Source organism: Pseudonocardia sp. C8, assembly GCF_014267175.1.
Classification (GTDB): Bacteria; Actinomycetota; Actinomycetes; order Mycobacteriales; family Pseudonocardiaceae; genus Pseudonocardia.
Genome location: NZ_JACMTR010000002.1, coordinates 5,707,914 through 5,730,971, shown reverse-complemented (window position 1 = coordinate 5,730,971; position 23,058 = coordinate 5,707,914). Strand labels below are relative to the sequence as shown.

Below are 23,058 nucleotides of genomic sequence, written 5' to 3'. Positions count from 1 at the left end.
CGCTGCAGTCTTGTTTATTGCTTCGCGTGTGTCTACGGTCACACCGGGCCGACCGTCGCGGCCCTCCACGAGTAGCCCGCGCCACTCCGCACGTCCCGGAGCCTCGCTCCGGGACGGCCGCGGCGTGTCCGGGCCCGGGCCGAAGGGGGCCACCGATGAGCGAACACGGTCCAGTCGACGACGTGCCGTCCGTCTTCGACGACGACGAGGAGGGCAGCGGTTCCGGCGTCATCCGGATCGCGTCGGTCGCCGCACTCGGCGGGCTCCTGTTCGGTTACGACAGCGCCGTCATCAACGGGGCGACCAGCTCGATCAAGGACGTGTTCGGCACCAGCGAGGCCGGGCTGGGCTTCGCCGTCGCGTCCGCGCTGCTCGGCGCCGCCGCAGGGGCGATGTCCGCGGGCCGCATCGCCGACCGGATCGGCCGGCTCCAGGTCATGAAGATCGCCGCCGTGCTGTTCTTCGCCAGCGCGGTGGTCACCGGGGCGGCCACGAACCTCGAGCTCCTCGTGATCGGCCGGATCATCGGCGGGCTCGGCGTCGGCATCGCCTCGGTGATCGCACCGGCCTACATCGCCGAGACCTCCCCGGCCCGGATCCGCGGCCGGCTCGGCTCGCTGCAGCAGCTGGCCATCGTCACCGGCATCTTCCTGTCGCTGCTCGTCGACTGGGTGCTGGCCGAGCTGGCGGGCGGCGCGAGCAACGAGCTGTGGCTCGGCATGGCCGCCTGGCGCTGGATGTTCCTGGCCATGGCCGTGCCGGCCGTCGTCTACGGCGTGCTCGCGACGACCATCCCCGAGTCCCCGCGGTTCCTCGTCGCGCAGCAGCGCATCCCCGAGGCGCGCAAGGTGCTCACGGCGCTCCTCGGGGAGCGGAACCTCGAGATCAAGATCGAGCGGATCCGCGCGACCCTGGAGGCCAGCACGAAACCGTCCTGGAGCGACCTGCGGCGGCCCACCGGCGGGATCTGGCCGATCGTCTGGGTGGGCCTGTTCCTGTCGATCTTCCAGCAGGCCGTCGGCATCAACGTCATCTTCTACTACTCGAACGACCTGTGGCAGGCCGTCGGGTTCGGCGAGAGCGCCGCGTTCGGCATCAGCGTCTTCACCTCCGTCATCAACATCCTGACGACGCTGATCGCGATCGCGCTGGTCGACAAGCTCGGGCGCAAGCCGCTGCTGACCATCGGCTCGACCGCGATGACGTTCTCGCTCGGCGCGATGGCCCTCTGCTTCGTGACCGCCGGTGTCGACGCCGAAGGCGACCTCGTGCTGTCCGGGGTCGCCGGGCCGATCGCGCTCGTCGCCGCGAACGTGTTCGTGATCGGGTTCGGCATGTCCTGGGGACCGATCGTGTGGGTGCTGCTCGGGGAGATGTTCCCGAACCGCATCCGGGCCGCGGCCCTCTCGCTCGCCGCCGCGGGCCAGTGGGCGATGAACTGGGTGATCACGGTGTCGTTCCCCGCACTGGCCGCGTTCTCGCTCGGGTTCGCCTACGGCCTCTACACGCTGTTCGCGGTCCTGTCGCTGCTGTTCGTGAGCCGCTTCGTCCGCGAGACCAAGGGCATGGACCTCGAGAGCATGGGCGGCGAGATCGCCCCACGGAACCCGAAGCCGACCCCGGAGGCGAGCTGAGATGACCTCCACGAACCCGGCCACCGGCCGCAAGGTCGCCGTGCTCGGCCCGATCCCCCGCGACCACATCACCACCCACCGCGGCGAGGTCTTCGACAAGTACGGCTGCGTGCTCTACACGACGGCCGCGCTCGCCGCCCTGCTCGGCGACGACGACGTCGTCGTCCCGGTCGTGCACGTGCGCGAGCGGGACCGGGAGCCGATCGAGGCCCTGCTCGGGCACCTCGGCAACGTCGACCTGTCCCTGGTCCGGTCGCACACCGACCGGGGTGATGTCATCGACCTGACCTACGTCGACCAGAACGTCCGCAACGAGCGGCAGTCGGGGTTCATGCACCCGATCGTGCCCGGGGACGTCGAGGAGGTCGTGGACGCCGACGCGTTCGTCTGCGTCCCCATCACCGACTACGAGGTCCCGGCGACGACGCTGGCGTACCTCAAGACCCACGGCACGGGCACGATCCTGCTCGACGCGCACGGTCCGTGCGTCAGCCTGGCGCCCCGCGGGGTCCGGACCAAGCGGCTCTGGATCGACCGCGACGCCTGGCTGCCGAACATCGACATCCTGAAGATGAACCTGGAGGAGGCCGGCTGCACCTGGTTCCCGCCCCCGGGCGGCGACCCGGACGCGATCGGCCGCCCGCTGGACCGCGAGCAGCTGCCCGAGCTGGCCGCGCACTGCATCGACCGGGGCGTGCAGGCGGTCTGCGTCACCCTCGACGAGGACGGGTGCGCGCTGTACTTCCCGGGCCCGGACGGGTCCGTGGAGGAGCACCTCGTGCCCCGGATCCCGGTCGAGCACGTCGTCGACACCACGGGCTGCGGCGACTCGTTCGCGGCCGGGATGGCGTTCGGGCACCTCCAGTTCGGGGACTTCGTGACGGCCGCGTACTACGGGAACGCGATGGGCGCCCAGCGCGCGTCCGGTTCGGACCTGAGCGTCTACCTGCCGTTCGACCGGACCGCGAAGCAGATCGAGGACGCCTACGGCCCGGTGGCGACGGCATGAGCGGGCACGATCCGGAGTGGACGCTCGTCGAGCACGGCTTCGACCGGGCCCGGGCCGGTTACCGGGAGACGGTCTTCACCGTCGGCAACGGCCGCCTCGGCACCCGCGGCTCCCTCGAGGAGGGCCACCTCGGGGCGCTGTCGGGCACCTACCTCGCCGGTGTCTACGACGCCCACGACTCGCCGGTGATCGACCTGGTCAACGCCCCGGACTGGCTGCACACCGCGGTGTGGGTGGACGGCGTCCGGCTCGACCCGGACGCGGCCGAGATCGTCGAGCACGAGCGCGTCCTCGACCTGCGCACCGGGCTGCTGCACCGCAGCACCACGTTCGCCGACCGGGCCGGCCGGTGCACCCGGCTGCGCAGCGTGCGGCTGGCCAGCATGGCCGACCGGGACCTGTGCGCCCTGCGGGTCGAGGTGACCCCGCTCGGCCACGACGCCGAGGTCGTGGTCGTGGCCGGGGTGGACGGCCACCGGCGCAACCTCGACCGCCTGCCCCGCTACCCGGACGGCCTCGACCTCCCGCCGCAGCGCCGGTGGGACAAGTGGGCCCGCTCGACGCATCTCGACGTCCGTGAGCTCGGGTTCGCCGCGGACGGCACCGGGTTCCTGCACGCCGACACGATCGACCGCGGCACCCGGCTCGCCTTCGCCTTCGCGGTGACGGCCGGCCGGGCCGCGGACCGCAGCACCGACCTCGTCGAAGGTGAGCGGGTGGCGCGGCGGCTCGAGTTCCGGGTGCCGGACGGGGAGACGGTCACGGTCGACAAGCTCGTCGGCATCGCGACGTCCCGGGACCCCGGCCGGCCGGACGATCCGGGCGCGCGGGCGGCGGCGACCGTCGCGGCGCACGCCGCGGGCGGCGTCGACGGGGCCGTCCGGGCCAGCACCGAGGCCTGGGCGGAGCTGTGGCGGGACAGCGAGCTGCAGGTCGTCGGGCACGAGAAGGACGCGCTGGCGCTGCGGTTCGGGACCTACCACCTGCTGATCGCCGCCAACCCGGACGACCCGACGGTCAGCATCGGGGCGAAGTCGCTCTCCGGGGAGGGCTACCGGGGCCACGTGTTCTGGGACTCGGAGATCCTGCTGCTGCCCTTCTACCTCTACACCCGGCCGGAGACCGCCCGGTCGCTGCTCTGCTACCGGCACCACACGCTGCCCGGGGCCCGGGCACTGTCCGCGGAGAACGGGACGCGCGGCGCGCGCTACGCCTGGGAGGCCGCCGACACCGGTCGCGAGGAGTGCCCGCGGTGGACCCCCGACGGCAAGGACCGGTTCTGGACGCGGGAGGAGGAGCTGCACGTCACCGCCGACGTCGCCTACGCGGTCCGGGAGTACGTCGCGGTGACCGGTGACGAGCGGTTCCTGCTCGACGCGGGAGCCGAGATCCTCTTCGAGACGGCGCGGTTCTGGGTGTCCCGGCTCGAGGAACGTGCGGACGGCTCGCTGGGACTGAGCAACGTCATGGGCCCGGACGAGTTCCACAGCCACGTCGCGGAGAACGCGTTCACCAACCGGCTGGTGCGCTGGCACCTGACCGAGGCCGTGGACGTGCACCGCACGCTCGCCGCGACCGCGCCCGACCGGCTCGCCGGCATCGGGGACGCGATCGGCCTCGACCCGGACGAGGTCGCCGGCTGGGCCGACGTGGCCGACCGGGTGCGCCGGCCCGTCGCCCGCCCCGACGGGGTCATCGAGCAGTTCGACGGCTACTTCGACCGGCTCGACGTGCCGATCGAGTCGTGGGACGAGAACGACATGCCCCGCTATCCACCGGGCTACCACCACTTCAACTGCGAGGACACGAAGCTGCTCAAGCAGCCCGACGTCCTCATGCTGATGTACCTGCTGCCCGACGAGTACCCGCCGGAGACCCAGCGGGCGAACTTCGAGTACTACGAGGCCCGGACGCTGCACAAGTCGTCGCTGAGCCCGTCGATCCACGCGATCCTGGGCCTGCAGGTGGGCGACCCGACGATGGCCGTGCGCTACTTCGAGCGGTCGGCCTACGTCGACCTCGACGACAACCAGGGCAACACCATCGAGGGCATGCACATCGCCGCGGCGGCCGGGACCTGGCAGATCGCGGTGCACGGCTTCGGCGGGATGCGGATGCTGGGCGGCCGCCTGACGTTCGCGCCCCGGCTGCCGGAGCGGTGGGAACGGCTGCGGTTCACCGTCCGGTGGCGTGGCCACCCGGTGCGGGTCGACCTGGGGCACGACGAGTCGTCGTTCGTCCTGGACGCGAGCCCCGGGACCACCCAGGGGATCCTCGTCGACGGGGCCGAGGTGCTGCTGGTCGCCGGGGACCCGGTGACGGTCCCGACCAAGCACTGATCCGTTCGCTTTCCGGCGCGGTGTCGCGGGGGGCCACCGCCGGCGCGGCGACGGTGGCCCCTCGCGCCCGACGCGAACGGTCCGTGCCGGGATCACCCCCGCCGACATGCAGCTCAGCGCGAATTGTCTCGGTCTTTACCGAACCCTGGGCTGCATCTCGGCGGGAACGGGCCGGAGCGTGGGTTCGGCGGAACGGGCTGCTGCCTCGTGCCCCGAACCACCGTGCGGTGGATCGCTCCGCGGTGCTCGCCCTTCAGGAGCGTGGCTCCAGCGGAGCGATCTCGCCGGACGCGGTGAGCGCGTACCACAGCCCGCCGTGCAGGTCGACGTTGTGGCAGCGCACGACCCCGGGCGGCTCGCCGCGGTACGCGTAGAGCGGATGACCGGCGTAGGTCAGCTGGGTCGTGCCGTCCGTGCGGAGGGTCGTGCCGAGCAGCTCCTGCCGGGTCCCGCCGGAGGCCTGCGGCGGGCCGTCGGTGACGGCGGGTGGCCAGGCGGCGGCGCACTCGCCGTAGCAGGCGGGAGCCGCCCCCTTCTCGGGCGCGAACATGTACATCGCCCGTCCGTCCCCGTCGAACAGCACGTCGCCGAACTGGCTGGGGCCCAGCATGACGACCGTTCCGGTCGGCACCGGTGCCGATGTCGGGCTACCGGGTGCCGGGGGTGGGGCGGGCGGTGCTGCCGGTGCGGCGGGCGCGGGTGGTGCGGCCGGCGCGGCGGGTGGCGCCGGCTCCCCGCACCCGGTCAGGACGGCGAGCAGCACCGCCGCCGCTGCGCCGCTCGCCGCACGTCTCCCGCCCATCGGTCGCCCCTCCCTGGCCACAGCCAGACTAGGCCGCGGGGCAAGGGCCGTGAGCACGCACGATCCGGCTGTCTCCGCCGTTCTAGGAAATTCGCGAGAGCGCAGCAGAGAGCCCGAGCGGGCACGGGGCCATCCTGATGTCTCCACCCGTCTCGCCCATCGGCTAGACGGCGGGATACAACGCCATGACCGATCGATGCCGCCGTCTACCGGAATCTCGGATGACCCCGAGACACGCCGATACCGCGGCATCGCCGGGCCCCGATCGGCCCGTCTACCGCTTTCTAGCTCCTTTCCGAGCATGCTCGATACGACGCCATCGATACCCGTCCATGACGTCGTCTACCGATCTCTTGCGCTGCCACGATGGTGCTCGATACGAGAACATCGAGGCGACTCTTTGTGCTGTCGTCGCAGCGTACCACCCTTGGGTCGAACATGCGTACGACGCCCTCGGGTGTCGTCATCCCGGCCCGGCGAACGCCTCCAGCCCGGCCGGGCCGCGCGCCGTGGCCCGCCGCCGTACCTGGCCGGCCGGCTCGCCGACGACCCGGGTGAAGGCCCGCGTGAACGCCGCCTCGGAGCGGTAGCCGAACCGGCGGGCGACCTCGGCCACCGTCGCATCTCCCCCCGACAGGACGTCGACGGCGGCCTGCATCCGCCACCGCGTCACGTATGCCATCGCGGGCTCGCCGACCAGCTCGGTGAACCGCGCCGCGAACGCCGACCGGGACATCGCCGCGGTCGCGGCGAGGGACGCGACCGTCCAGTCGCGCTCCGGTTCACGGTGCACCGCGGCGAGCGCGCGGCCGATGCGGTCGTCGGCCAGCGCGCCGAGCCAGCCGGTCCGGGCGCCCGCGTCGCGCTCCAGCCGGCCGCGGACGGCCTGGATGACCAGCACGTCGGCCAGCCGGGTGATCACCGCATCGCTGCCGGGTCTGCCGTCCTCGACCTCGGCGGCGATCAGCCGGAGCGTGTCCTGGACGCGGTCGCCGAGCGGTGACGGCTCGACCCTGATCAGCTCCGGCAGCCGGTCGACGAGGTCGCGCGCCGCGGGATGCCCGAAGCGCACGGCGCCGCACACCATCCGGGTCGCCGGGCCCGCGCCGCCGTGCCGGAGCAGGGCGTAGCGGCCGTCGAGCATCGCGTGCGGGATCGCCCGGATGTCCGGCGCGAGGGCGTCCGGCGCGCTGCGCAGCACGTGCCCGGTGCCGTGCGGGACGAGGGCCAGCTCCCCGGGGCGGAGGACGTGCTCGCCGCCGTCCACGGTCAGCCGGCACCCACCGGAGGTGACGACGTGGAACCAGAGGCAGCCCGGGGTCGCGGGCAGCGTCATCCCCCACGGCTCGCCGAGCTCGGACCGGCAGTAGAAGACGCCGTCCATCCGCAGGACGTGCAGCGCCTCGCCGAGCGGGTCGGCGACCGGGAACGGCGGGGCGGGCACGGGCACAGCATGCCAGCCGATCCACAGCTCGTCCCCAGCTGTGGATGATCGAGCAATGATTGTGGATGACGAATGATTCTGCGTCCAGCGTTGTCGCGCCACGATGGATGGACCATCGACGACGGGAGCGCGACATGACCACTGCTCGGGACGGGTTCCAGGGCATCGCGGTGGACTGGGCGGCGAGCGGCGGGGTCCTCGGTGGCGTCGCCGGCATCGGGTCCGGCCTGCTCGGCGGGATCTACCTGGCGTTCTCGGTCGCGGTCCTGCCGGCGCTGCGCCGGCGACCGGCCGGCGAGGCGGCCGCGACCATGCGGGAGGTGAACCGGGTGATCCTGAACCCGGTGTTCGGGGCCCTGTTCGCCGGGACGGCCCTCACCTGTGCCGCGCTGCTGCTCGCCGGGGTGCTCGCCGGGGACCCGCTCCGGATCGCCGGCGCGGTGACCGGACTGACCGCCTTCGTGGTGACGGTCGCGGTGAACATCCCGCTCAACACCGCCCTCGACCGGGGCGGGGAGTGGGACTCGTTCGCACCGCGGTGGACGGTGGCGAACCACGTGCGGGCCGCGACGTCGGTACTCACCGTCGTGCTGCTGTACCTCTGAGTCGAACATGTGTGCGACATCTCGGGGACTCCGCTGGCCCCGGGGCGGATGCAGGGCGCACCCTGGTCCCGCGCCCGCTCCCCCGGGCGGACCGACCGACCGCCCGACCGCCCGGGGGACCATGAACGCTCACGAACGACGCCGGCTCTCCGCGCTGCGGGCCGATCGCGAGACGATCCTCGCGGCCGCGGCGGCGCTGCGCCGGGACGCGATCCAGGCGCACCACACCGGCCTGCTGGCCCGCCCCGAGCAGGCGTTCGGCATGGCGTCGATCCTCGAGCTGCTCGCACTGCGGACCGCCGACCTCGACCCGCACGTCCGCGACCACGTCGTGCGGATCGCCCGGGAGATGACCGGCGACGGGATGGACCGGCCCACGGTCCGGCGCACCCGTCGCCGGTGACGGATCCGTCCACAGGAACGGCGAGTTGTCCACAGGTGTGGACGGCGCTGGGGACAACTCGAACCCGCGTTCGAAAGAACGCCAGCTGTTGCTGGCCAGAAGGTTGTTGCCGGCTACTGCTGTGCCCGAAGCGACTCGTCGAGTAGTGTGGCGGCTTGTTTGTAGGCGGCGGGGACAGGTCCGGCAAAGTTGAGGCGTAGGTAGCGGCCGGTGGGCTCCGCGGGGAACCATTCATCGCCACCAGCGAGGACGAGACCCCTGGCTTCGGCATCCTTCGTGAGCCGATCGAGGTCGACCGCATCGGGCAGCCGCACCCAAAGGTTGAGCCCGCCGGGCGGTACTGCCCAGACCGTGGCGCTGGGAACGTGTGTCGAGATCGCGCCGACGAGGAGATCGCGCCGAGCGCGAAGCTGCTTGCGCAGGGCGCGCAGATGGGTCTGCCAGCCGGGCTGGGTGACGACATCGAGTGCGGCGGCTTGCAGGAGCCCACTGCCGTTGGATCCCGACCTGCGCGCGGAGAGCAGTACTATCGGATCAGCTACATGCTGGCGACCAACCTGGGCCCACCGGATCCCGACCCCCAAACGGCCTGATGCGCGCCGACCAGGATGCCGGCGACCTGCCCCGACATGCGTGGCAGCGGAACCCGGCCGACCCCGTTCCCGGTACGAAGGTTGGGTCTACGCTCAGCGCATCCCAGTTTCAAAAAGCTGGAAACCAAAGCCAACCGGACATACCGCAGTTGACGCCCCACTCCCCGTCGGCGCCCAGTTCCCAAACCCATATACCTTAGACTTCTTCGGGGAGTTACATACTGCAATAGCACGGAACTCGCGCTCCTTCACCGGAAGACCATTGCAAGTAATTTTGACACCACTGCTCACCCCCGCGACCGACTCCACCGTGCAGTGACTCCTCAACAGGTCGCTCGGAATGGGAGGATAGGAAGGCCCGGCCGACGCCACGCCTCCGAATAGCGTGACTATGAATGCGGCAACGGCCAGTAACGTCATCGCGCCAGCCATGGGTTTGGTGACAAGCAACTTACTCTCCTTCGAATACGCACCCGCGCGTCCACAAGAACGCTCACGGAGGCTCATTTGAATCTCAGCTGCCTCTCACACGGAACCAATTTCGGAAACCCCCGTCAAGAGGCACCGGCGGTACGATCAGGTGAAATCCGGGAATGGTCACAGCATCGCCGGCCCCTCCTCCGGCACCATCCCGACCTGGTCGGCGACCGCAGCCATCACGTCCTGGACAGCGACGGTGTCGGCCAGCGGCATCACCGGACTCTCGGTCTCGCCGGCCGCGACCCGGCGCGTGACCTCCTCGATCTCGTGCGTGAACCCGGCGCCCGTGGCCGGCAGCACGATCTCCTCGGGCTCGGCACCGAACCGGTGCACGACGATCCGGTCCGGGTGGTGGAAGCGCGGCGGGACCTCGATCCAGCCCTCGGTGCCGATCACCCGGGCCGAGCCGGGCATCGCGCACTGCAGGCTGACCTGCAGGGCGGCGCTGCGCCCGTCCGGCCAGCCGAGCAGGATCGACTCCTCCAGGTCCACACCGGACGGCGCGAGCGCGCCCGACGCGGCGATCACCGACGGGCTGCCGAGGATCATCTGGGCGAACGAGATCACGTAGACGCCGACGTCGAAGAGGGCGCCGCCGCCGAGCTGCGGGGAGAAGAAGCGGTCGTCGACGGCGGACCGGTTCCGGACGCCGAGGTCGGCCTGCACCGAGCGGACCTCGCCGATCGCGCCCTCGGCGAGCAGCTCGCGGAGCCGGACGACGGCCGGGAAGAACCGCGTCCACATGCCCTCCATCGCGAAGACGCCACGGTTGCGCGCGGCCGCGGCGATCTCCCGGGTGGCGACCGAGCTCACCGTGAACGCCTTCTCCACCATGATCGCCTTGCCGGCCTCGAGGGCGGCCAGTGCGAGCGCGCGGTGCTGCGGGTGCGGGGTGGCGATGTAGAGGACGTCGACGCCGTCGTCGTCGATGATCGACCGGTAGCCGGTGTGCACCCGCCCGATGCCGTGGCTGCGGGCGAAGGCCTCGGCGCGCTCGGTGGACCGGGACGCGACGGCGACCAGCTCGGCGTCGCGAACGTGCCCGAAGTCCGGAGCGATCTTCCCGGCGATCCGGCCCGGCCCGATGATTCCCCACTTCACGGTCATGGACGGTGATCCTGCCGGACGCCCGGGACGAACCTGGGGGCCGGGCGATGAGTTCTCGCCCGGCCTGCGGTCACCCCTCTCGAACGGCACCGGAACCCCGGCGCCACACCACAACCCAGGAGCCAGACATGCCGAACATGATCTTCGTGAACCTGCCGGTCGCCGACCTCGACACCTCCAAGGCGTTCTACTCCGCCCTCGGGTTCACGCTCAACGAGCAGTTCTCCGACGAGCAGACGGCGTCCTTCGTGATCAGCGACGCGATCGTCGTCATGGTCATGACCGAGAAGCGGTTCACCGAGTTCACCAAGCAGTCCGGCACCGCCGACACCGGCACCGCCCGCGAGGTCATCAACGCGCTGGGCGTGGAGAGCCGGGACGAGGTCGACCGGATCGCCGAGGCCGGCCTGGGCGCCGGCGGCACCCAGGGTGGGGACACCCAGGACCACGGCTTCATGTACGGCCGCAGCGTCGACGACCCGGACGGTCACCGCTGGGAGTTCGTCTGGATGGACCCGTCGGCCGTCGAGGGCTGAGCAGGCTCCCGGGCCGCCGCGCGCGAGGGGTCCGCGGCGGCCCGGTGTCGTCCGGCGCAATCTAGACGGACCGTGCCGGGCGCCGCTTCCGGACCAGCCCGTCGATCGCCAGGGCGTAGCCGTCGACGCCGAAGCCGACGACGATCCCGATGGCCACCGGCGAGACGAACGAGTGGTGCCGGAACGTCTCCCGGCCGTGCACGTTCGAGATGTGCACCTCGACGGTCGGGAGCTCGGTGCCCTCGATCGCGTCGTGCAGCGCCACCGAGGTGTGGGTGTAGGCCGCCGCGTTGAGCACCAGGCCGAGCGCCTCGCCCCGCTTGACCGCGGCCCCGGCCTCATGGATCCAGTCGACGAGGGTGCCCTCGTGGTTGGTCTGCCGGAAGTCCAGCTCCAGTCCGTGCCCGGCGGCGGAGTCCCGGCACAGGGCCTCGACGTCGTCGAGGACCTTCGTGCCGTACACCTCGGGGTTGCGGGTGCCGAGCAGGTTGAGGTTCGGGCCGTTGAACACGAAGACGGTCGTCACCCGCCGGATCCTCCCATTCAGCCCGCCCAGCCCGGCCGGACCAGGCCGGACTCGTAGGCCAGCACCACCAGCTGGGCCCGGTCCCGGGCACCGACCTTGGTCATCGTGCGGCTGACGTGCGTCTTCGCCGTCGTCGGGCTCATGTGCAGGCGGACGGCGATCTCGTCGTTGGACAGCCCGGCGGCCACCTCGGCGAGCACCTCCCGTTCCCGCTCGGTGAGCACGTCGAGCCGCGCCGCGCCGGCCGGGCCACCCCGGGAACGGGCCGCGAACTCGGCGATCAGCGTGCGGGTGACCGCCGGCGCGAGCAGCGCCTCGCCGCCGTGCACCACCCGGATCGCGTGGATCAGGTCACCGGGCTCGGAGTCCTTCACCAGGAACCCGCTCGCGCCGCCGCGGATCGCCTCGAACACGTACGAGTCGTCGGTGAAGGTGGTCAGCACGATCACCTTCGTGCCGGCCAGCGCGGGATCGTCGGTGATCGACCGGGTGGCGGTGAGGCCGTCGGTGCCGGGCATCCGGATGTCCATGAGCACGACGTCCGGCGCGTGCTCGCGGGTCGCGGCCAGCGCCTCCGCGCCGTCGGCGGCCTCGGCGACGACCTCGAGGTCGGGCTGGGAACCGAGCAACGCGCGGAACCCGGAACGGACGAGGGCCTGGTCGTCGGCGAGCAGCACGCGGATCACCGCTCCACCGTCCCGTCGTCCGGGCCGGTCGGCGGGGCGGTTCCCGGCGCGTCCGGTACCGGGGCGCCGGTCGGGGACGGGGCGGGGACCGGCGCGCCGGCGGCCGGGGCAGTGTCCGGCGGCGCCGCGGCCGCCGGCTCCGGCCCACCGGCCGTCGGGGGCGCGGGGAGCCGGGCGTGCACCCGGAAGCCCCGCTCCGGGCCGGGTCCCGCCTCGAGCGTGCCGCCCACCGACCGGGCCCGCTCCCGCATCCCGGTCAGCCCGGCCCCCTCGGCCACGCCGTCGGCGGGGCCGCTGCCGTCGTCGTCCACGGTCAGCTCCAGCTCGTCCGCACCGAACCGCAGCGTGACGACCGCGGCCGCCGCCCCCGAGTGCCGGCGGGTGTTGGTCAGCGACTCCTGCACGATCCGGTACGCGGCCAGGTCCACCCCGGTCGGCAGCGGCCGCGGTGCCCCGTCGGTGCGGCGATCCACCGGCAGCCCGGCCGCGCGAACCTCGTCGAGCAACGCGTCGAGGCGGTCCAGGCCCGGCGTGGGCAGCCGCGGTGCCTGCTCGTCCACCCCGCGCAGCACACCCAGCGTGGAGCGCATCTCCCGGAGCAGGTCCCGGCTGGCCCGCTTGATCTCGGTGAGCGCGGTGCGGGCCTGCTCCGGGTCGTCGTCCATCAGGAACAACGCCACCCCCGCCTGCACGTTGATCAACGAGACGTGGTGGCCGAGCACGTCGTGCAGCTCCTGCGCGATCCGCAGCCGCTCCTCGCCCGCGCGTCGCCGTCGCTCCTCCTCCGCCGCGCGGCGGACCTGCTCGATCCGCTCCCGTCGCACCCGCCACAGCGCACCGGCGGCGAACAACGCGACCAGCCAGGCCAGCGCCGGACCGGTGGCGCTCCACGGCACCGGGCGCCCGGCCACCAGCAGCCAGCCGGCCAGCACGACCGCAGCCACCACGACCACCGCGAACGCCCGGTGGTGCAGGCCGGCGGCCACCGCGGAGACGATCGCCACGGCGAGCGCGAGCCCCACCGGCGGTGTCGGCGGGTAGCCGAGCCCCAGGTAGCCGACGACGGCGCCGGCCATCACCGCCAGTGCCGCGATCCGGTTCGCCCGCCGGAACACCAGCGCGAGGGGCCCGACCGCGAGCAGGGCCACGGCCAGGCCGTCGAACGGGATCTCGGGCGGGACCGCCGGTGGCGGCCCCGGCCCCCAGTACCGGCGGGCCAGGCCGAACGCCGTCCCGCCCACGGTGAGCAGCGCGACGACGGCCGGCAGGACGAGGGTCCGCAGGACCCCGCCCCACCAGCTCGGGCTGCTCTCGGTGCGCACGGCGCCACGGTAGACCGGGGCACCGACAACCGACGTCCTCCGCGCGGAGGCGGGCGGGGTACCGCCCCGGGAGTACGACGGGGCGAAGCGCTGCCACCGGGGCGGCACCGGAACCGCCGACCGCGGGCGGACGCGCGAGGGCGCGTGGGCGGACACGCTTTCCGGCATGACGACCACACCCGGCACCACCACCGACACCGCTACCACCGGGGCAACCGCCGCCGACACCACCGGCGTGACCGGGGCCACCACCACCGGCGCCACTGGCGCTGCCGACGCCACCGGAGCCGACGCCACCACCGCCATCGACACCGCCACCACGCCGCTCACCATGAGCGCCCCGCCAACCCCGGACACCGCGCCGGCCCCGCACACCCCGCCGGTCCCGGCCTCGGTGTCGCCCCCGGCGCGACGCCGCACGATCCCGCCCGGCGACGACGCCGTCCTCGCCTCGGACGCCGAGCGCGAGCACGTCGCGGGCCGGCTCCGCCAGGCGGCGGCCGAGGGTCGGCTGACCCTGGACGAGGCCGACGAGCGGCAGGCCGCCGCCTACGCCGCCCGCACCCGGACCGAACTGGTCCCGCTGCTGGCCGGCCTGCCCCGGCCGCCGCGGCCACGCCGTCCCCACCGCGGGCCGCTGACCCCGCGGGCCCGCCGCAACCTCGCCGTGCACGCCGGGGTGACCGCCGCCGTGCTGCTGTTCCTGATGGTGGTGGCGATCCTGGGACCGGCGCCGCTGTTCATGCCGATCGGACCGGCGTTCTGGCTGGGCCTGCTCCTGTTCGTCCACTCGCGACGGGCCGAGCGCGAGCCGTCGCCCGACGACACCGTCCCCGACGAGCTGCGATGACCGCCTCCGCCACCCGGCCCGTCGCAGCCGACGACCATTCCGGGGCGAACCCACCGGGCCGGCGCCACTGACCCGCAGGAGCGCAGCCGGGACGAGACCGGTGCGCAACGGCGGTCCCGCACGTTCGCCACGAGCGGACTGCTCGTGGTGGACCGCGCCCGCGGGTTGTGGCTGTACCGACCATGGACACTGGTCGATGTCGTGTGACGGCACGATCTGACTGATCTCGAATGGGAACGACCTCCTGCGGAAGGTGTGAAGCTGTCGAAGGCAACCGCACCACAACCACAGGAGGTGTCATCGTGCTTACGCCAACCGCCGGCCCAGAAGGACCGACTGCACCGTTGCCCGCCTGACCGTCGAGAACGGCCTGCGGCGGTAGCGCAGGCCGCCGAGCGGTTCCAGGTGGCCTGGACGACGACAGACCGTGGTCCGACCGCTACCGCAAACACGGCGAGGCAGGGATGGCTAGGTCGGCAGGCTGCGGCGGGCGCCGGTCTCGAAGATGATCCGGGCGATCGTCCGCGATCGGAGGAACACAATGACGAACTAAGAGAGATGTGAATTCTCGAACGACTGCGACCACGCCGCGCCTGCACGTCGCATCACACCCTGTAGGCACTCAGGTGAGTTGCCGCCATTGCCGAAGATTTCACTTTCCACTTCGTCAACCCTTGCCCGGACACGTTCCGTCAGCCTGGCACCACGATCCGAAAGATAGAGCGGCGTACGGCGCCGGTTACTGGTGTCGACATGCCGATAGAGAACCGACTGCGCGGTGAGCTTGTCGATTATTCGTGTTAATGTGGTGGTCGAAACGACGGCCCGTTCGGCGACCTCACTCATCGAGCAACCGCCACCACGATAAATGGACCACATCACTCGCCACTGGTCGACTGATAATCCTTCAGATGCCAGCACCGTCGTTCTGATCCGCTGATTCGCGAAGCGCTCCAGCGTCGTGAGGAGCAGGGAGAGCGGCTCGCTCGCCTCCAACACTTACCACCCCCGGTAGTCCATTCGGAAATTACGTGACCCGGGAGCGGCCAACAGTGCGTTCCTGTGGTCATCGCCGAGAGCGGGGACGATCTTCCAGTCGTTCGGTCATCGTTTCGGCCACTCGGAGTCTGATTCCTTCAAGTGTGCAAATTGTGTCGAGGGTGCTCGAGTCGACACTGACGAGAGGGCTGGACCGGACAGTTACCCGGACACCATCGTGGCCGACGAGCAGATGCTCAAAGATGGGGTAATCCGGCATCTGCTCCGGGACGTCGTGCGCGTACAGAACGCGGTCTCGGCCAGATCATCAACTAGCAGTACGATGGCGAGCCCGTGACCAAGCGGAAGCAGTCTGAGTTGCGGTGAAGTCGCGACGACCTCCTTCACCGCATTAGCAAACGAAACTATCGCACGCAGCTCGTAGCAGTCCTGTCCGATCCGTACCATCTTCACCCCCGAGCGCCGACCAGATTTGTCGACATCTCGTGTCACGACGAAGCAGTTGAATACCGGACCGAGATCGCGGTCCGCCCTCAGAGGACGGAAGACAGACGGACCGCGACCTGCTGGTCCTGCGCAGCTAGAGCACCAGCCCGGGCGGGATCAATCGTGGTGGTGGAGCAGCGTGTCCATCCGCGCTCGCACATCCGACTCGCTGATCAGCCCAGCATCGATCACACTCGCCTCGAGTGCCTTCGCCCAGCTCTCATAGTACGCCTCGCACCCCTCGGATGCCGCGATAACCCGCATTAACCGCTGACGGAAATGCTCCCAGGTGTAGCTACCTTGGTCAGAGAGGGCTACGGCAACTCCGAAGGCAGTGGCCTCCCACGGTTCAGTGAACACGAGTTCGCCATTGTCCCGCGGCGGCGCCTCCTCTCCTGAGATGGGAAGTTCTACCGACACCCCGCTCACGCCAACGCTCCAATGTCGTCCGGGGAGAGGGCCTTACTGACGCCGATCATGGAGTCTCGACTGACCAGCCTGATGAGCTGTTCCTCGGTCCAACCGTCTGTTCCTGCCGGGCGCTCCGGGATCACGATATAGCGAATCTCGGAGCTGCTGTCCCACACCTTGACTTCGACGTCGTCCACGATCTTCAGACCGAAATCACGACCCAGCACCCCTCGCGGATCAGCGACCACTCGGGAACGGTACTCCATGCTCTTGTACCAGGCAGGCGGAAGTCCCAGCACCGGCCACGGATAGCACGAGCAGAGGGTGCAGACGACGACATGATGGGTGCTGCTGTCATTGAACACCGCCGTGATCTGGTGGGCTTGTTCCCCGGCGTAGCCCAGTGAGGCCATGGCCGCGGTCGCGTCTCGCGCAACCCAGTCGCGGTACTCGGGGTCTACCCACGTCCGCGCCACGACTTTCGCGCCGCCCATGGGCCCGAGGTCGTTTTCGTAGTAGGACACCACTCGATCGACCGCCTTCGGCGACACGATGCCACGCTCGTAGAGCAGGGTCTCGATTGCCTTCGTGCGGGCCTCGTACTCGGTGTACGTTTCGACGTGCTCGCTCATGCCTTATTTCCTTTCAGGCCGCATTCGGCGAGGACAGGTAGGGCTCCCAGAGATCGACATAGACGACATCGTTCTCATTCCCGTCGTCTCCCCAGAGGTCCTTGGACTTGAACCCGACGGTGTACAATGGCTTGGGGTCCGGGCCCGCTCCGACCGAGCTGCTCTCTGGATAGATCTGGGGTCCATGAGACATGACTACCTCGCCGACCCGGTTACGAACGTACTTCGGGCAGCGAGTGTGTCCGCTCGGATTCATATTCTTCACCAGAACTCGATCCCCGGGCTCGTAGGACGGCGTCGGTCCCGGCAGAACCAGTGAGTGCGGCTCGTGCATGGTCGAGATCGCCGCCTCGATCTCAGACTCATCGAACTCCTTGGTCGGAACCCTATCCCTGTAGGTGCCGTCGAGAATTTCGCCCACTCGATGCCGGCGCTCCTGCTCGGTGAAGATGTTCGAGTCGACCAGCAGACGCTCTGCCGCGCTCAGCCAGTGCGTGTAGTAGGATTTCCGGAGCTCGTTGACGTAGTTCTCGTTTCCCATCTTCTCCCGGTAGATTCGGGACTTGTCCCACCAGGAGATCCCCTTGAGGTGCATCCAGGTGAGAATGGACAGCACCCGACCTTCCCATTCATGGTGAAAGTAGGGCTCGTCCTTCTGGTACGGCACGGACCCATATCCATGCATTCCGCCAGCGTCATGGACGCCATCCATTACTGCCTCCAAAGGTTTCGAAGAGTGGGTTCTGCTGCTTGTCCATCGGCGCTGATCTCGCCGAGCGAGACGGCTACGCTCGCCCCTGTCACTTCGGCATCATGTCCTGGTCAAGATGTCAGTGGGAATGACCTCATCACCGGGGCCCCACTCGTAGAGCGGTGGGATGTCCGGGTGCCATCGGTTGTGGCGTGTGACCCACTCTCGCTTCCACATGGAACTATGTCATGTCGTGGGGTCGGCAGGGAGTGGCGCGGGGTGCCTTCCGTGCTCAACCGCGGCGTGCGCGACGTGCTCGTCGTCTGCTGCGACATGCTGACCGTTCCCCGAGGCTGTCGAGGCCACCGGCCCACTCGACCGTGCGGGCTGCACGGTGCCCGGCTGTCGTACACCTTCACCGGCCGGGCAGAGGAAGCCGCGGGGCGGCCTCCGACGGTCGTCGAGTTCACGATCTCCCCGTTCGGCGACGAGGCGGTGAAACTGCAGGTCCTGCACACGGGTTTCACCGACGACGCACAGGGCGAGCAGGACCGCAGCGACGTCGGCGAGGGCTGGCCCGCGATCCTCGCGGCCCTCAAGACCCTGCTGGAGACCGACCGGCCGCTGGCCGCCCCGGGCCACTTCGCGCCCCGGATCCCGGCCCGGAGCTGATCCGGACACGCGCCGCCCGGGCGGCGTCAGGGGCGCTGCAGCTGTCCCACGAGCGGACCCTTCGTCGGAAGGAACGCCACGAACGACCCGCTCGTGGGGCACCGCCGGGCCGGGCCGCGCTCCGGCGACGCCGGGGCGATGCCGCTCCGGGCGACGGCACGTCGAGGGCTTCATCCGAGCCCGGCCTCACCGTCGACGGCGGAGACGGGCCCACCAGCTGCGGCGGTTCCGCTGCCGCAGCACCGGCGCTGCTTCCGCGGGACCCGGCGCCCCGGACCGGAGCCGCTCCCGAGCTGCCCGCCAGCGCCCGACGACCTCGTCGGCGTCCAGCTTGCGGATCGGGACCCGCGGCCCGACCGGGTTCCGGATGTGGTCGACGACCCGGGAGTTCACCTCGTCGACGTGCTCCCGGACCAGACGTTCGTCGGGGAACCGCGCGACGGTCGCGTCGACCCGGTCGAGCTCCTTGCGCAGCTGGATCGACGGCGGAAGCAGCGCCTCGCCGGAGAGCCCCTCACGCTCCAGGTAGCCGCGGACCCACCAGTTCTCGTCGACCGGGCCGATGGTGCCGGCTCCCGGCAACGGGCGGCCCTTGCCGGGCAGGTCGTCGAACTCCCCGCGCTCGGCGGCCTCCCGGATCGCCCGGTCGACCGGGGACTCGAAACGTGGATCCACCGGGTTCATCACCGCTCACCCCCGGCCGAGGTTACCGGCGCCCGGCCGGCGCACGACCATTCTGGGAAACGACGTGCTGACCTACCCGGCCGCAGCGCCCGGCATGCACGATCTCGCCCAGCTCGGGACCAGAACGCGCTGATCGACCCGCCAGCGACGCTCGACGCGCACGTTCCCGCCCCATTCGCGCCGAGAACGTGCTGATCACCCCCCGGTGCGCTGCTCGAGACGCACCTTCACGCCCCACCGACGGCGCCAACCTGCTGATCGACCCGGCCACAGCCTCTGGCACGCACGATCTCGCCCCACGCGGGGCCAGAACGCGCTGATCAACCCACCAGCGACGCTCGACGCGCACGTTCCCGCCCCGCCCGGGGCCACAAGGTGCTGATCGATCGGAGCGCGGGTGAGAGGCACGTGGCCGCCCGTTCCTGTCGGTGGCCGGGTCCACACTCCGTCCATGACACGCACCGACGAGACCGTCGACCGTTCCCGCACCCTGGACCTCGCCCGGCACTATCCCGGGCGCCGGGCCGGGCACGTGGCCGCCCACGTCCGCGGCGCCGGGGGCCCGGACCGCAACTGGCGCCTCGGGGCCGACGGCGAGCTGCGCACCGCGCAACTGCTGGCGTCCCTGACCGGCCGGACCCGCCGTGACCGGCTGCTCGGCCGGCCGCCACGCTGGCGGGTGCTCCACTCCGTGCCACTCGACGGGGGCGCGGCCGACCTCGACCACGTCCTGGTCGGGCCACCGGGGATCTGCGTGATCAACTCTCGGCACCACCGGCGCCGCCCGGTGCTGCTGGACGGCGACCGGCTGGTCGTGTCCGGTGTGTCCACCGACGCGGTCCCGCGGGCTCGGCTCGAGGCGCAGCGGGTGCGCGAGCTGCTGCTACCCCGGCTCGGTGCGGACGGGGCCCGGGTGCCGGTCCGGCCGGTGATCGCGGTGATCGGGGCGCCGATGCGGGTCCGGCGCTGGCCGGACGACGTGGTGGTCGCGACCGAGGGCGCGCTGGTGCACGCCCTGCGCGGGCTGGCAGCCGTCCTGGACCCCGCCGAGGTCGAGCGGATCCACGGGGTCGCCCGCCGCCCCGAGGCCTGGACCTGAGGGGATCTTGTCAATAGCGGGACCGTGCCCGCGGCGCGGCGGGCCCGTACGTGCACTACGCCACCGGCCCCTTCCCGGCAACGGCCGGGATCAGCATGCTCTGCCGGTGACGTCGACCGCCTCCGCACCCGTCCGGCCCCGGTTGTACGCCGTGCCCCTCGCGACCGGCGGCGAACCCGGCGAGCTGGTGCGCCGGCTCGCGCACCGCGACCGGGTGGCCGCGTTCGCCGGCGGATGGGCGTGGGGGGCGGTGGTGACCTGTGACCCGGTGCGGGTGGCGCCGTCGGGTTCCGACCCGTTCGCGCTGCTCGCGGCGGTCCCCCGGCTGCCGGCCGACCCGGCCCGGCCCGGCGCGGTGGGCGGCGGCTGGTTCGGGTTCCTCGACCACGCGCTGCCGGAGACCCGGCCGGGCGCGGTGCTCGCCTGGTACCGCGACGTCCTGCGGCACGACGGCGAGCGCTGGTGGTTCGAGGCCCTGGTGGCCGGCGCCGGCCGGCCGGCGGAGCTGCCGGTGCACCCGGACGTCGCCTCGGCCGAGCAACGGCTCGCCGACCTGCGGCGCGACCTCGGCCGCCCGGCGCCCCGCCGGGCGGCGCGGCTCGAGGTGCTGCGGTGGCCGGACCGGGACACGCACCTGGCCGCCGTGGAGCGCTGCGTCACCGAGATCCGGCGCGGGGAGATCTTCCAGGCCAACATCGCCACCGGGCTGGACGTTCGGCTGCACGGCGACGCGCACGAGGCCTGGGCACGGCTGACCGCCGCCGTGCCACCCGCGCGGGCCGCGCTCGTCGCCGGGCCGGACCGGGCGGCGGTCAGCGCGAGCCCGGAGCTGTTCCTGCACCGTGCCGGCACCGAGGTCGGCACCGCGCCGATCAAGGGGACCCGCCCGCGCACGGGCGACCCGCAGCGTGACGAGCACCAGCGCGGCCAGCTGGCCGTGTCGGTGAAGGACGCCGCCGAGAACGTGATGATCGTCGACCTGATGCGCAACGACCTGGCCCGGGTCGCGGTCCCGGGTGGGGTGCGGGTCGGCCGGCTGCTCGCGGTCGAGCCGCATCCGGGGGTCTGGCACCTGGTCTCGCGGGTGCACGCCACGCTGCGCGACGACGTCACCGACGGGGACCTGCTCGCCGCCGCGTTCCCGCCCGGCTCGGTCACCGGCGCACCCAAGGTCCGGGCCTGCGAGGTGATCGCCGACTGCGAGGGTCGCGAGCGGGGCCTGTTCACCGGGGCCGTCGGTGGGGTGAGCCCGCTTGCCGGGCTGGAGTTCAACGTCGCCATCCGGACCCTCGACCTGGGTCCGGTGCGCCCCGACGGGTCCCGCGACGGGCGGCTCGGGGTCGGTGGCGGGATCACCGTGGACTCCGACCCGGCCGAGGAGTACGGCGAGTGCCTCACGAAGGCCGCCCCGGTGCTCGCCGCGCTGGACGGCCCCGGGCGGCCACCGTCGCCCGCCGTGACCCGGCCCGCCGACCGCGACGCCGGCCTGTTCGAGACGCTGGCCTGCACCGACGGCGTCCCGGCCCGGGTCGGCGAGCACGCGGCCCGGCTGCGGCGCTCCTACCTCGCGGTGACCGGCCGGGTGCTGACCGCCCCGGTCGAGAGCACGGTCGCCCGGGCCGCCGCCGGCCTGACCGGGCACCACCGGATGCGGGTCGAGGCGGACGTGCGCGATCCGTCCCGGGTGGACGTGCGGATCGCGGCATGGCCCGGAGCGGTCCCGCTCGACGAGCAACCCGGGCTGGTCCTCGAGGTCCGCCGCGGTACCGACGCCGAGGCCCACAAGTTCGCCGACCGGCGCTGGCTGGACGCCCACGAGGCCGCGACGGGTCCGGACCGCACCCCGCTGCTCGCCGACCCGGCCGGGCTCCTGCGGGAGACGACCCGCTCCGCGATCGCGGCCGTCCACCATGGACGGCTGTGGGTGCCCCCGCTGGACGGCCGCATCCTTCCCGGGACCGGGCGGCGGGCGGTGCTGGACCTGCTGGGGCCCGGCGCGGTCCGGATCGCACCGCTGCCGGTCGGCGCGCTCGCCGACGCCGACGGGTTCTTCCTGGTCAACGCGCTGCGCGGGATCGAGTGGGTGCGGGAGGTGCACGACGGCGGCACCCTGGCCGGGAGCTGGGTCGCACCGGATCCGCTGACCCGCGTGCTCGCCACCCGGCTCGCCGGCCGAGGCACCCGGCGACACCGGTGATCCGCCGCCCGCCATTGCGACCTCGGCTCAGGCCAGGTCGAGCAGGATCTCCGCCAGCTCGTCCGGCCGATTCTGCGGCACCAGGTGCGTCGAGTCGATCTCGGCGTACCGCCAGGCCGCTGATTCCTCGGCCCGCCGGGCGGCGGCCGTGAACGCCCCGCCGGTGACGTCCTCCCGAGTGGCCCGCACGTAGGTCCGCCCGAACGGCCACTCCTCCAGCGGCCGGGACAGGGCCACCGGCTCGGTGAACGTCCGCACCGGTTGGGGCGAACGCCGCGGGGCCGACCAGGCGGCCTCGGCCGGATCGTCGTAGTGCCGTTCCGGGCCGGCCAGCAGCCAGGACGCGCCGAGGCCGTCCACACCCGGCGGCGGGACGGCGCGGCCCATCCCCGGGGCGAGCGCGACGACGGTGTCGCCGTCGGACGGGACGAACGCGTCCAGGTACACCAGCTCGGCCACCCGGTCGCCGATCGCGTCGAGCGCCCCGGTCACGACCATGCCGCCGTAGGAGAACCCGAGCAGTACCACGTCGCGCAGGTCCTCGTAGAGCACCGCGTTCACGACGTCGCGCACGTGCACGGACAGGCCGATCCACGGCCCGGCGAGGTGCGAGCGCTCGCCGATCCCGGTGAGCGCCGGTGTCACCACCTCGTGCCCGGCCGCCCGCAACCGCGGGCGCAGCAGGTGGAACCCGTGCGCGCCACCCCAGGCGCCGTGGACCAGCACGAACGTCGTCATGCCGGCAGCCTGGCACGCCCGTCGGCCACGGCCGACCGCGGCACCGCGCCGGCGGGAGCCGAGCCCGGCATTGACCGCCCGTGACACCGTGCCGGACGATCCGGGCGAAGATC

At 71.9% G+C, this 23,058-nt stretch carries 23 protein-coding genes; 10 read left to right on the top strand and 13 right to left on the bottom strand.

The window, feature by feature from the left end:
* The first annotated feature begins 155 nt into the window (after positions 1-155).
* Genes H7X46_RS27250 through H7X46_RS27240 form a run of 3 tightly spaced genes read left to right on the top strand, consistent with a single transcriptional unit; the run spans position 156 to position 4,982 of the window.
* Positions 156-1,634, top strand: a complete 1,479-nt coding sequence (locus H7X46_RS27250) for a sugar porter family MFS transporter (RefSeq protein WP_186362063.1) — start codon at positions 156-158, stop codon at positions 1,632-1,634.
* 1 nt (position 1,635) lies between these two features.
* A complete protein-coding gene (locus H7X46_RS27245) occupies positions 1,636-2,643 on the top strand; it encodes a carbohydrate kinase family protein (protein ID WP_186362062.1) in 1,008 nt (335 codons plus the stop codon).
* Entirely contained in the window at positions 2,640-4,982 is a 2,343-nt protein-coding gene (locus H7X46_RS27240) for a glycoside hydrolase family 65 protein (RefSeq protein WP_186362061.1), read from the top strand. Before H7X46_RS27245 ends, H7X46_RS27240 begins: the two co-directional genes overlap by 4 nt.
* A gap of 253 nt (positions 4,983-5,235) precedes the next feature.
* Here the strand turns inward: H7X46_RS27240 and H7X46_RS27235 are convergent, their stop codons facing one another.
* Entirely contained in the window at positions 5,236-5,613 is a 378-nt protein-coding gene (locus tag H7X46_RS27235; protein ID WP_222131453.1) for a hypothetical protein, read from the bottom strand.
* A 634-nt stretch (positions 5,614-6,247) separates the two neighbouring features.
* Positions 6,248-7,228: an AraC family transcriptional regulator gene (locus tag H7X46_RS27230; protein ID WP_370589005.1), complete on the bottom strand. Its 981-nt coding sequence runs from the start codon at positions 7,226-7,228 to the stop codon at positions 6,248-6,250.
* 134 nt (positions 7,229-7,362) lie between these two features.
* Between H7X46_RS27230 and H7X46_RS27225 the strand changes: the two genes are divergently transcribed.
* Both H7X46_RS27225 and H7X46_RS27220 read left to right on the top strand, forming a co-directional pair.
* On the top strand, positions 7,363-7,833 hold the full coding sequence (locus H7X46_RS27225; RefSeq protein WP_186362058.1) for an anthrone oxygenase family protein: 471 nt from the start codon (positions 7,363-7,365) through the stop codon (positions 7,831-7,833).
* Positions 7,834-7,954: 121 nt separating this feature from the next.
* The gene (locus H7X46_RS27220; RefSeq protein ID WP_186362057.1) at positions 7,955-8,236 is read left to right on the top strand and encodes a hypothetical protein; all 282 of its coding nucleotides are present in this window, start codon (positions 7,955-7,957) and stop codon (positions 8,234-8,236) included.
* A 113-nt stretch (positions 8,237-8,349) separates the two neighbouring features.
* On the opposite strand, the gene H7X46_RS29215 is transcribed toward H7X46_RS27220, so the two are convergent.
* On the bottom strand, positions 8,350-8,820 hold the full coding sequence (locus H7X46_RS29215) for a hypothetical protein (RefSeq protein ID WP_222131452.1): 471 nt from the start codon (positions 8,818-8,820) through the stop codon (positions 8,350-8,352).
* Positions 8,821-9,426: 606 nt separating this feature from the next.
* A complete protein-coding gene (locus H7X46_RS27215) occupies positions 9,427-10,416 on the bottom strand; it encodes a Gfo/Idh/MocA family protein (RefSeq protein ID WP_186362056.1) in 990 nt (329 codons plus the stop codon).
* Between the two features lie 128 nt (positions 10,417-10,544).
* On the opposite strand from H7X46_RS27215, the gene H7X46_RS27210 reads away from it, so the two are divergent.
* Positions 10,545-10,952, top strand: coding sequence for a VOC family protein (locus H7X46_RS27210; protein ID WP_186362055.1), 408 nt, complete (start codon positions 10,545-10,547; stop codon positions 10,950-10,952).
* 61 nt (positions 10,953-11,013) lie between these two features.
* Here H7X46_RS27210 and aroQ read toward each other — a convergent pair whose 3' ends face one another.
* From aroQ to H7X46_RS27195, 3 genes are read right to left on the bottom strand one after another with little or no spacing between them, the layout of a single operon-like run.
* Positions 11,014-11,478 (bottom strand): type II 3-dehydroquinate dehydratase, encoded by a 465-nt coding sequence (gene aroQ / locus H7X46_RS27205; RefSeq protein ID WP_186362054.1) that lies wholly within the window; start codon positions 11,476-11,478, stop codon positions 11,014-11,016.
* A 17-nt stretch (positions 11,479-11,495) separates the two neighbouring features.
* Entirely contained in the window at positions 11,496-12,164 is a 669-nt protein-coding gene (locus H7X46_RS27200) for a response regulator transcription factor (protein WP_186362053.1), read from the bottom strand.
* Entirely contained in the window at positions 12,161-13,486 is a 1,326-nt protein-coding gene (locus H7X46_RS27195; RefSeq protein WP_186362052.1) for a sensor histidine kinase, read from the bottom strand. The genes H7X46_RS27200 and H7X46_RS27195 overlap by 4 nt, the downstream gene beginning before the upstream one ends.
* A gap of 166 nt (positions 13,487-13,652) precedes the next feature.
* Between H7X46_RS27195 and H7X46_RS27190 the strand changes: the two genes are divergently transcribed.
* Positions 13,653-14,336 (top strand): DUF1707 domain-containing protein, encoded by a 684-nt coding sequence (locus H7X46_RS27190; RefSeq protein ID WP_304633509.1) that lies wholly within the window; start codon positions 13,653-13,655, stop codon positions 14,334-14,336.
* Positions 14,337-14,885: 549 nt separating this feature from the next.
* On the opposite strand, the gene H7X46_RS27185 is transcribed toward H7X46_RS27190, so the two are convergent.
* The 4 genes from H7X46_RS27185 to nthB form a co-directional block, all read right to left on the bottom strand.
* Positions 14,886-15,335, bottom strand: coding sequence for a MarR family transcriptional regulator (locus tag H7X46_RS27185; RefSeq protein WP_186362051.1), 450 nt, complete (start codon positions 15,333-15,335; stop codon positions 14,886-14,888).
* A gap of 603 nt (positions 15,336-15,938) precedes the next feature.
* On the bottom strand, positions 15,939-16,250 hold the full coding sequence (locus tag H7X46_RS27180; RefSeq protein WP_370589004.1) for a nitrile hydratase accessory protein: 312 nt from the start codon (positions 16,248-16,250) through the stop codon (positions 15,939-15,941).
* On the bottom strand, positions 16,247-16,864 hold the full coding sequence (gene nthA / locus H7X46_RS27175; RefSeq protein WP_186362050.1) for a nitrile hydratase subunit alpha: 618 nt from the start codon (positions 16,862-16,864) through the stop codon (positions 16,247-16,249). The genes H7X46_RS27180 and nthA overlap by 4 nt, the downstream gene beginning before the upstream one ends.
* 13 nt (positions 16,865-16,877) lie before the next feature.
* Positions 16,878-17,576, bottom strand: coding sequence for a nitrile hydratase subunit beta (gene nthB / locus H7X46_RS27170; protein WP_186362049.1), 699 nt, complete (start codon positions 17,574-17,576; stop codon positions 16,878-16,880).
* A gap of 258 nt (positions 17,577-17,834) precedes the next feature.
* On the opposite strand from nthB, the gene H7X46_RS27165 reads away from it, so the two are divergent.
* Positions 17,835-18,227 carry an SRPBCC domain-containing protein gene (locus tag H7X46_RS27165; protein WP_186362048.1) on the top strand — a complete coding sequence of 131 codons (393 nt, stop codon included), beginning with the start codon at positions 17,835-17,837 and terminating at the stop codon, positions 18,225-18,227.
* Positions 18,228-18,413: 186 nt separating this feature from the next.
* Here the strand turns inward: H7X46_RS27165 and H7X46_RS27160 are convergent, their stop codons facing one another.
* Positions 18,414-18,902 (bottom strand): DUF1992 domain-containing protein, encoded by a 489-nt coding sequence (locus H7X46_RS27160; RefSeq protein WP_370589003.1) that lies wholly within the window; start codon positions 18,900-18,902, stop codon positions 18,414-18,416.
* A 460-nt stretch (positions 18,903-19,362) separates the two neighbouring features.
* On the opposite strand from H7X46_RS27160, the gene H7X46_RS27155 reads away from it, so the two are divergent.
* Together H7X46_RS27155 and H7X46_RS27150 are read left to right on the top strand one after the other, a co-directional pair.
* Positions 19,363-20,010: a nuclease-related domain-containing protein gene (locus H7X46_RS27155; protein WP_186362046.1), complete on the top strand. Its 648-nt coding sequence runs from the start codon at positions 19,363-19,365 to the stop codon at positions 20,008-20,010.
* 106 nt (positions 20,011-20,116) lie between these two features.
* Positions 20,117-22,207, top strand: a complete 2,091-nt coding sequence (locus tag H7X46_RS27150; protein ID WP_186362045.1) for a chorismate-binding protein — start codon at positions 20,117-20,119, stop codon at positions 22,205-22,207.
* 27 nt (positions 22,208-22,234) lie between these two features.
* Here the strand turns inward: H7X46_RS27150 and H7X46_RS27145 are convergent, their stop codons facing one another.
* The gene (locus H7X46_RS27145; RefSeq protein ID WP_186362044.1) at positions 22,235-22,945 is read right to left on the bottom strand and encodes an alpha/beta fold hydrolase; all 711 of its coding nucleotides are present in this window, start codon (positions 22,943-22,945) and stop codon (positions 22,235-22,237) included.
* Positions 22,946-23,058 lie beyond the last annotated feature (113 nt).

Bases quoted from the DNA above. Each gene is read 5' to 3' on its own strand.
- H7X46_RS27250 (WP_186362063.1), top strand. From the start codon at position 156: ATGAGCGAACACGGTCCAGTCGACGACGTGCCGTCCGTCTTCGACGAC.
- H7X46_RS27245 (WP_186362062.1), top strand. From the start codon at position 1,636: ATGACCTCCACGAACCCGGCCACCGGCCGCAAGGTCGCCGTGCTCGGC.
- H7X46_RS27240 (WP_186362061.1), top strand. From the start codon at position 2,640: ATGAGCGGGCACGATCCGGAGTGGACGCTCGTCGAGCACGGCTTCGAC.
- H7X46_RS27225 (WP_186362058.1), top strand. From the start codon at position 7,363: ATGACCACTGCTCGGGACGGGTTCCAGGGCATCGCGGTGGACTGGGCG.
- H7X46_RS27220 (WP_186362057.1), top strand. From the start codon at position 7,955: ATGAACGCTCACGAACGACGCCGGCTCTCCGCGCTGCGGGCCGATCGC.
- H7X46_RS27215 (WP_186362056.1), bottom strand. From the start codon at position 10,416: ATGACCGTGAAGTGGGGAATCATCGGGCCGGGCCGGATCGCCGGGAAG.
- H7X46_RS27210 (WP_186362055.1), top strand. From the start codon at position 10,545: ATGCCGAACATGATCTTCGTGAACCTGCCGGTCGCCGACCTCGACACC.
- H7X46_RS27190 (WP_304633509.1), top strand. From the start codon at position 13,653: ATGACGACCACACCCGGCACCACCACCGACACCGCTACCACCGGGGCA.
- nthA (WP_186362050.1), bottom strand. From the start codon at position 16,864: ATGAGCGAGCACGTCGAAACGTACACCGAGTACGAGGCCCGCACGAAG.
- nthB (WP_186362049.1), bottom strand. From the start codon at position 17,576: ATGGATGGCGTCCATGACGCTGGCGGAATGCATGGATATGGGTCCGTG.
- H7X46_RS27155 (WP_186362046.1), top strand. From the start codon at position 19,363: ATGACACGCACCGACGAGACCGTCGACCGTTCCCGCACCCTGGACCTC.
- H7X46_RS27145 (WP_186362044.1), bottom strand. From the start codon at position 22,945: ATGACGACGTTCGTGCTGGTCCACGGCGCCTGGGGTGGCGCGCACGGG.